We start from the raw sequence: 9,039 nt of genomic DNA, 5'->3' as shown, positions 1-9,039 counted from the left end.
CGTAGGTCTCCCTGCCCAATGCAGCATTGACCGCAAAACGTCACTGTCCATCAGGACACGGAAACCATCAGGACACGGAAACCATCAGGGCACGGAAACCGTGCCCCTACCGTGGCAACATCATTATTTTTGGAGAAAGATTATGCCTCTGCTAAAAACCATCGATTCCAAATTCTTCCACACCGAAATTCCTTACAAGCCAATGGGAAAATACGCTCACTTCTTGACTGTACGTGTGACTGAATCTTATCCACTCTTTCAGACCGATGGCGAACTCAACAAAGCTCGTGTTCGCGCTGGCATTGAAGACAAAAACACCCTTAGCCGACTGTCCATGTTCAAGCGCAAGCAGTCCACTCCAGAACGATTAGTCGGTCGAGAATTGCTGCGTACTTACGGCTTCGTCAAGCCCGAAGACTGTGAATACAACGTCGAATTCGGCATGGATAACCCTGATTGCATTATTTACGGATTTGCGATTGGAGATTCTGGATCTGAAAAATCCAAGGTGGTGGTCGATACAGCTTTTTCCATTACCCCTTTTGATGAGTCTCATGAAACCTTCACCCTAAATGCCCCCTTTGAAAATGGCACAATGGCTTCCAAGGGAGAGAAAGGCTCTAAACCCGGCGAAGTCACCAGCCGCATCAATCAGCAAGACCATATTCGCCCCCAGGTTTTCTTTCCCAGCATCGTTACGCTCAAAGACCCAACAGAAGCTAGCTTCCTCTACGTCTTTAATAACATCCTGAGAACTCGCCATTACGGTGCCCAAACTACTCGCACAGGCCGAGTTCGCAACGAGCTAATCGGTATGGTATTTGCCGATGGCGAAATTGTTAGCAACCTACGCTGGACTCAAGCTATTTATGACCAGATGAAAGCAGAAGGTACCCTCAAAGTGTTGGATCCTCTCGATGAGGATGATGTCGCTAGAGCTGCTAAGACTGCGATTCAAAACTTGATGAGTGAGGAATTTATCGTGCATACCGACTTTATTGGCGATGACTTTCAACCTCTTCTGACAGAGGTGAAGTCCTTAACCGCTAATGAAGTAGGCATTCAATCCATCTTGAAGCAGGCGGATGACGAGGCCAAAGCTTACGCTGACAAGCATATCGGCAAGAAAAAGGCTGCTAGCACGAGGTCATAGCCATGCCCCATATCTATCGCTGCACTTTAGAACTGCACGACAGCCTTTACTTCGCCACGCGGGAAATCGGGCGGCTCTACGAAACTGAGCCAGTGCTGCATAACTATGCGCTCTGCTATGCCTTGGGGTTGGTAGATAGTGAAAAATATGACACGACTGTAGCAGAAGAGCATAGCTACTGCTATTTCTGTCCTGAGCAGGTGCCGATGTATGAGGCTCATCTGACGCCGCTCAATCAGCGAGGTATCTATGTTACGCCAGCTAGGGCTGTTCGTCATGCGGCTGTACTTAATACCTGGAAATATGCGGATAACCGCTATCACGTTGAGATGCAGAAAACTCAAAAGAATATCCCTAGCTTTGGTCGGGCTAAGGAAATTGCCCCTGAAAGTCAGTTTGAGTTTTTTGTCGTTTCTCAAAAATCTCTAACTTTTCCTCGGTGGATTCGGCTAGGTAAGTGGATGAGCAAAGCGCAAATAGACGTTAAGGAACTACCTGACCCCAAGCGTCAGGCTGCTCGTGAATTTACTTTCCCTTATCTGCTCAATCCCTTAGATGTCATGTTTACCCATCAGGTGTTGAGCTATGACACGGTCAACATGCCACCCGTTAGCCTTATTCGCAACGTTTGCCTGGTCGGTGAATTCTACTCGCTGACAGGTTTGAACCTGCCTGCTCAAATGGAATATCGCTTCAGTAGCTAATTTTACAACTATGCCCCATAGCCTTGTTCTCAATCTTCTGCCCGCTTCAGCGATTCCTCCCGGTTTTACCGCTGGTAAGCAACTCCATGCTCTTTTTCTCAATCTGGTTAGTTCTGTTGACGCCGAGATGGGCAACCAGCTTCATGCTAACCAGGGCAACAAAGCGTTTACCCTTAGCCCTTTGCAAGTCGTTCAGAATGATCAGTTCTCTTTGAGGTCAAAACGCGATCGCCCAATTCAAAAAGCAAAACCCAACACCCCCAAGTCGCCCCTTTTGAACTGGCACCATACCTATCCCATCCCGCCCAACACCCCTTGCTGGTGGCGTATTTCTCTGCTGGACGATCGCCTTTTTAGCCGCCTGAATCAGCTTTGGCTCAATCTCAACCCTGACCATCCCTGGCACCTAGGGCCAGCCAACTTGCACATTACCAGCATCCTCGGTACGCCCCAAAGCACACAGCCTTGGGCTAACTTTTGCAACTATGAGCAGCTTTATCAGCAAGCTTCCGCCCAGGAACGCAAACTCACCCTGCAATTCTATACCCCGACTGCATTTCGGCAGAGCCAATACGACTCTGCTTTGCCAACTCCCGATCGCGTATTTGGCAGTTTGCTGCGCCGTTGGAATCACTACAGCCCGCTAGAATTTACCGCTGATAGCTTAGAAACGCTGCGACCCAGCTGCTTCGACATTCATACTGAAGTGGTTAGAGATCCGCGCAGTCAGTTTCAGCAGACGGGGGCGATAACCAACCCCTGCAACCAGTTTGTCGGCTGTGTTGGTAAAGTGACGTATCGAATATTGGGTGAGGTCGAGACGACTGTGGTTAAACAGCTCAATACCCTGGCAGATTTTGCCTTGTACGCTGGGGTGGGGCGCAAAACGCCGATGGGCATGGGTATTTGTCGCAGAGTTGAATTTTAAATTGGGGGTTTGCCCAAAAGTAAATCTCTTTCCTCCCAAGCTAAATCAGCCATGTCTGAAGACTATGTTCCAATTGCGGCTCTCAATCAGTATGCTTATTGTCCGCACCGCTGCTGGCGGATGTTTTGCGCAGGCGAGTTTACTGACAATCAGTTCACCTTAGAGGGCACCGGGCTGCACGATCGCGTCCATACCCTCGGCAGCAACTATCGCGAAGAAACCTGGCAAGTACGCGCCATTTGGCTTAAGAGCGATCGCTACGGTCTTGTTGGCAAATCTGACCTGATTGAAGAAAGCGACGGACAGCTTTATCCGGTTGAATATAAGCGAGGTCATCGCGGCGAGTTTGACAACGATGCCCTGCAAGTCTGCGCCCAAGCCCTCTGTTTAGAAGAGATGAGCGGACGTTTGGTGACTCAGGGGTATGTGTATTACGCCCAGTCGCATCAGCGGCAAGCCATCGAGATAACGCCGACTTTAAAGGCAGAGGCGATCGCCGCTATTAGTGCGGTCTATAGCTTGCTGCACAGCGGTCGGATGCCGCCGCCTGTCTATGGCAAACGCTGTCGGGGATGTAGCCTCTACAGCCAATGCCTGCCCCAGGCTGTGAAAAAAGTCAATCGCTATCAAGAAGCTATTTAAAGAGTAAATCTACAACCATGGGCACCGTTTATATCTCGACAGACGACGCCTTCATTGGCAAAACAGACGAACGTTTACGGGTACGCGCTCAGAAAGAAACGCTGCTAGATGTGCCGCTCATTAAGGTAGATGGCGTTGTGGTGTTGGGGCGAGCAACGGTTTCACCAGCCGCATTAATGGAATTGCTAGAGCGTAAAATTCCCCTCAGCTTTATGACGGGTACTGGGCGGTTTTTAGGTCGGCTAGAACCAGAGTTAAACAAAAATATTTTTGTGCGATCGGCTCAGTGGCAAGCTGCTGGAGAAACAGCTCAATCAGTTCATGCGGTGCAAGCCTTTATTCGCGGCAAACTGAAAAACTATCGAGTCATGCTGTTGCGGGCGCAGCGAGAAGGGCTAACTGGCTTAGAAGCTGGCATCACGCGCTTAGAACAAGCTATTGCCCCCATTAATCAAACGTCTATCATCAATGCCTTAAGAGGGCTAGAAGGGGCGGGCAGTGCTGCCTATTTTGCTCACTTTGGGCAGTTGATTCGCAATAGTGACTTCACTTTTAAAAACCGTACTCGTCGCCCGCCAACCGATGCGGTTAATGCCCTGTTGAGCTTTGGCTATGCTTTGCTCCTGCATGATGTCCAAGGTGCGATCAATATTGTGGGGTTTGATCCTTATTTGGGCTACCTGCACACGCAGCGCTATGGTCGTCCTTCGCTGGCGCTGGATTTAATGGAAGAATTTCGGCCTCTGGTTGTTGATGCTATGGTACTCTCGGCTCTAAACCGTAAGGCTTTGACGGTCGCAGATTTTGTAGACGAGCCAATCAGTCGGGCGGTTTCTCTGACAGATGAGGGTAGGCGTCAGTTTCTTAGGCTTTATGAGCAAAAAAAACAGTCGAAGTTTAAGCATCCGGTGATGGGGCGGCAGTGTACTTACCAGGAGGCGTTTGAAATTCAGACGCGTCTGCTGGCTAAATACCTGATGGGTGAAACTGAGCAATATCCTCCGCTCATACTGAAGTAACAAATTTTGAGGGCTTAATTTTGGGTTGTTGAGTCGCGGTTGCGGTTCACGACTTTGCTGGTCATGCAGCGCTAAAGCTATGCACGTTGTTGTCACCTACGATATTTCGGAAAATAAGCGCCGAACCAAGATTCACAAAGTTCTGTCATCCTATGGTCAGTGGATGCAGTTTAGTGTGTTTGAGTGTAATCTGACGGCAACCCAATATGCAAAGTTACGCAATCGTCTGAATAAACTCATTAAGGCTGAAGAAGACAGCATTCGTTTCTATTTTTTGTGTGAGTGCTGTCAGCAAAAGGTGGAACGTATTGGTGGTGAGGCGGTTCGAGATGATACGGTGTTTTTTGCCTAAAATTCGATTGGCGCGGATGGTAGGGTGTTTGGTGGCAGGGCTACGCTTGATAGGGGTCTAAGCCAGACTGGACAATGCTTTTGGCGATCGCTTACTTTCTGCCCATCCGCGCAACGGCTACAACCTTTGCTGTATGGTGGTTCTATGCAATTTAGGCTATCTTCAAAGCGGCTTTTTTGGAGTTGTAAGTGGTATCATCAAGGGGATCCGCGCATTCGTACCTTGAAAGCTAAATACTATAACCTTTTCCGGTGCCCGCAGTTTCAACCAAACCAAACCCCTCTCAGGGATTGAAACTGGGAGAACGGACGGTTAGTAACGACCTAATCGAGGTTTCAACCAAACCAAACCCCTCTCAGGGATTGAAACAATTCGTCGGAAAACAGCCGAGAAAAGCCCGTGGACGAGGCGTTTCAACCAAACCAAACCCCTCTCAGGGATTGAAACATCTCTTTCCCCCAAAGCCAATTTGATGGAGGCCAAAGGTTTCAACCAAACCAAACCCCTCTCAGGGATTGAAACATCGTCATGCTCATCGATGAATCCGCTGTCGCATCGTTTCAACCAAACCAAACCCCTCTCAGGGATTGAAACGAAACAGCAATCCCCAGCATGGTGGCAAACTGCTGCTGAGGTTTCAACCAAACCAAACCCCTCTCAGGGATTGAAACTTTCGCCTCGCTTTTCAACTAAGTCATCGCACTGTAGTTTCAACCAAACCAAACCCCTCTCAGGGATTGAAACACTCAGCGAAAGCCCCGCGATCTGCCCTGGGATTGCCGCCGTTTCAACCAAACCAAACCCCTCTCAGGGATTGAAACAAAAAGCTTTTCGCCTGCAACTTGACAAATCACGTTTCAACCAAACCAAACCCCTCTCAGGGATTGAAACGCTAGCTGATCTGTGCCAAAGCCGCAAGATGGGGCAGGTTTCAACCAAACCAAACCCCTCTCAGGGATTGAAACAGCGGGGCAGGCCGCTTCACCTGCCCCGCTGGCAGTTTCAACCAAACCAAACCCCTCTCAGGGATTGAAACTTCAGGCGCAACGCGCAAAATGTTGAATGCGCGGGTTTCAACCAAACCAAACCCCTCTCAGGGATTGAAACGCCTTAAACGCTTTGCCTAAGTCCTCCGATGCTTTGTTTCAACCAAACCAAACCCCTCTCAGGGATTGAAACTTAGCCTGTGCCTCGCCCGGTAGAATTCACGAATTCATGTTTCAACCAAACCAAACCCCTCTCAGGGATTGAAACAAACGATGCTTTTTAATCGCTTTCTGGCTCATCTGCGTTTCAACCAAACCAAACCCCTCTCAGGGATTGAAACAACTTTCGCAAGCTGCGCTACAGCGGTACAGGGCTGTTTCAACCAAACCAAACCCCTCTCAGGGATTGAAACTTGATAGAACCGTGCTAGGAGCTGCAACCCAAAAAGTTTCAACCAAACCAAACCCCTCTCAGGGATTGAAACTTTGTTCTGGGGGCCGAGCCGCAGCCCTTCAAAAGGTTTCAACCAAACCAAACCCCTCTCAGGGATTGAAACACGGCATAGAGATCGGTGTTGGCAGCAAGAATATGTTTCAACCAAACCAAACCCCTCTCAGGGATTGAAACATTTTCTTTTTCTCAGTAGTGGTTCGTCGTTAGCCGTTTCAACCAAACCAAACCCCTCTCAGGGATTGAAACTAAGGATTTCAGTCACACGAGTAGCTGTTGCTGGGGATGTTTCAACCAAACCAAACCCCTCTCAGGGATTGAAACGTGGGGTCTGGGCAAACCGTAGCGAACTTGGCCGCTCGTTTCAACCAAACCAAACCCCTCTCAGGGATTGAAACAAATCAATTGCCGTAGCCCCCGCAGAGGAACTCTTGTTTCAACCAAACCAAACCCCTCTCAGGGATTGAAACGGCTGTGCCCCGATCGCTGGTGATTGGCGCACAGGTTTCAACCAAACCAAACCCCTCTCAGGGATTGAAACGCCTTGATCTCACCTGATCGGCTCATTGATTTATAGTTTCAACCAAACCAAACCCCTCTCAGGGATTGAAACTCATGGAAGTTAAGCGCTCGTGGCAGGCACGAATTAGCTGGTTTCAACCAAACCAAACCCCTCTCAGGGATTGAAACGAGTGACAATGCGGCAACAGCAAAGCCTGAAGATGGTTTCAACCAAACCAAACCCCTCTCAGGGATTGAAACTCATCGTCACTCAATGCTTACTCCATCTATTGTTTCGTTTCAACCAAACCAAACCCCTCTCAGGGATTGAAACCTCTAAAATTTACTACTTTGTGGTTTCCGATGAGGAGTTTCAACCAAACCAAACCCCTCTCAGGGATTGAAACTTACTTTAGCTTTTTTGAATTCCATGTAATTAGAGAAAGTTTCAACCAAACCAAACCCCTCTCAGGGATTGAAACGCCCAGCAATCCCTAGTTCACTGCAAACCAATTTGGTTTCAACCAAACCAAACCCCTCTCAGGGATTGAAACTTTGGCATTTTTGCTGGCCTTCTTGATGCGCCTAGTTTCAACCAAACCAAACCCCTCTCAGGGATTGAAACCTACTTCTCTTCAATGCCGCATTGATTGGCTCCAATGTTTCAACCAAACCAAACCCCTCTCAGGGATTGAAACTGAAGGAATAATGAAGCGATCGCCATTGACGACATCGGAGGGTTTCAACCAAACCAAACCCCTCTCAGGGATTGAAACATCAAATTCATGAAAGATTCGGCCAATTGCGCCAACAGTTTCAACCAAACCAAACCCCTCTCAGGGATTGAAACACGGCATTTCTCAGGCTTCTGTTAGTCGAATTCTTGTTTCAACCAAACCAAACCCCTCTCAGGGATTGAAACAAAATTGACGACAAGAGGTTTGCGGTATTTTCCACGTTTCAACCAAACCAAACCCCTCTCAGGGATTGAAACCTTCGATAGGCTCAGAACGCACAGGCTTGGGAATTGTTTCAACCAAACCAAACCCCTCTCAGGGATTGAAACATCAGCGAAATTCAGCCAATATTGCCCAATAAAAATGTTTCAACCAAACCAAACCCCTCTCAGGGATTGAAACTTGACATCTTGCCATGTCAGCCCTATTGCTTCTGAGTTTCAACCAAACCAAACCCCTCTCAGGGATTGAAACTGACTGAACTGTGACTGATGTACGGCGTTTAAGCAGGTTTCAACCAAACCAAACCCCTCTCAGGGATTGAAACATGCATACCTTAAAGCCTGCTGCACGTCTTGCAGGTTTCAACCAAACCAAACCCCTCTCAGGGATTGAAACGCTCAGCTCTGGAATCAGGCTTTTTGTTCGCAGGTTTCAACCAAACCAAACCCCTCTCAGGGATTGAAACACAGGGCTTCTTGCTAAATGGAACTATGCTCAACCGTTTCAACCAAACCAAACCCCTCTCAGGGATTGAAACCGAAAACCGCAACACCCCATCTCTGGGGACACTCTCAAGTTTCAACCAAACCAAACCCCTCTCAGGGATTGAAACCAATAACTTATTGAACAATAGTGATTAGGCCACGTTTCAACCAAACCAAACCCCTCTCAGGGATTGAAACCACCGTATTCCTCTTGAATGTCCCTTACGTTTGCGTTTCAACCAAACCAAACCCCTCTCAGGGATTGAAACTGTTTACTGGCGTTGTAGTATTTTCGGGCTTTGCCTGTTTCGTTTCAACCAAACCAAACCCCTCTCAGGGATTGAAACTTGACTATTGACCCTCTCAGCCATCCAGGGATATGTTTCAACCAAACCAAACCCCTCTCAGGGATTGAAACAGCCCGTGCCGCTCATTTGCTAAAGCTGCCCCCGGTTTCAACCAAACCAAACCCCTCTCAGGGATTGAAACTAAAGCATGAATGACAATGAACGAAGCTTCCTCGATCGCCGTTTCAACCAAACCAAACCCCTCTCAGGGATTGAAACCCTATTAAACTCTTGCAGATAGGAGATGAAATCGAATATGTTTCAACCAAACCAAACCCCTCTCAGGGATTGAAACTACGTTGTTTACAAAGATGGAAAAGCCGTTAGTCGCTACCAGGTTTCAACCAAACCAAACCCCTCTCAGGGATTGAAACTCATTAAATTGGATGAGAAGAATTTTATAGCAGCAAGAGGTTTCAACCAAACCAAACCCCTCTTAGGGATTGAAACCAAGATAGCGATCGCCTGATACCGTTTATTAAAGCTAGCTTGAATAAGACATCTTCCCTAAG

Annotated in this window: 6 protein-coding genes and 1 CRISPR repeat array; all 6 genes read left to right on the top strand. The window is 48.1% G+C overall.

The annotated features are described in order from the left end of the window. Positions 1 to 142: 142 nt before the first annotated feature. The 6 genes from cas7d (at position 143) to cas2 (ending at position 4,798) form a co-directional block, all read left to right on the top strand. Positions 143 to 1,153 (top strand): type I-D CRISPR-associated protein Cas7/Csc2, encoded by a 1,011-nt coding sequence (gene cas7d, locus ACTS3T_RS23950; protein ID WP_377962291.1) that lies wholly within the window; start codon positions 143 to 145, stop codon positions 1,151 to 1,153. 2 nt (positions 1,154 to 1,155) lie between these two features. Continuing rightward, a complete protein-coding gene (gene cas5d, locus ACTS3T_RS23945) occupies positions 1,156 to 1,857 on the top strand; it encodes a type I-D CRISPR-associated protein Cas5/Csc1 (RefSeq protein ID WP_377962288.1) in 702 nt (233 codons plus the stop codon). 10 nt (positions 1,858 to 1,867) lie between these two features. Next, on the top strand, positions 1,868 to 2,785 hold the full coding sequence (gene cas6 / locus ACTS3T_RS23940; protein WP_377962285.1) for a CRISPR-associated endoribonuclease Cas6: 918 nt from the start codon (positions 1,868 to 1,870) through the stop codon (positions 2,783 to 2,785). Positions 2,786 to 2,836: 51 nt separating this feature from the next. Then, complete coding sequence (cas4, locus tag ACTS3T_RS23935; RefSeq protein ID WP_377962282.1) at positions 2,837 to 3,427, top strand: CRISPR-associated protein Cas4; 591 nt, start codon at positions 2,837 to 2,839, stop codon at positions 3,425 to 3,427. Positions 3,428 to 3,444: 17 nt separating this feature from the next. Continuing rightward, the gene (gene cas1d, locus ACTS3T_RS23930) at positions 3,445 to 4,446 is read left to right on the top strand and encodes a type I-D CRISPR-associated endonuclease Cas1d (protein WP_377962280.1); all 1,002 of its coding nucleotides are present in this window, start codon (positions 3,445 to 3,447) and stop codon (positions 4,444 to 4,446) included. A gap of 79 nt (positions 4,447 to 4,525) precedes the next feature. Then, positions 4,526 to 4,798 carry a CRISPR-associated endonuclease Cas2 gene (gene cas2, locus ACTS3T_RS23925; RefSeq protein WP_377962277.1) on the top strand — a complete coding sequence of 91 codons (273 nt, stop codon included), beginning with the start codon at positions 4,526 to 4,528 and terminating at the stop codon, positions 4,796 to 4,798. A 260-nt stretch (positions 4,799 to 5,058) separates the two neighbouring features. Then, positions 5,059 to 8,977: direct repeats of the CRISPR family, unit length 37 nt; unit sequence GTTTCAACCAAACCAAACCCCTCTCAGGGATTGAAAC. Positions 8,978 to 9,039 lie beyond the last annotated feature (62 nt).

Origin of the sequence: Almyronema sp. (assembly GCF_052168255.1) — a bacterium.
GTDB classification, from domain to species: Bacteria; Cyanobacteriota; Cyanobacteriia; order Phormidesmidales; family Phormidesmidaceae; genus Sphaerothrix; species Sphaerothrix epifaneia.
This window is presented reverse-complemented; position numbering and strand designations above follow the sequence as displayed.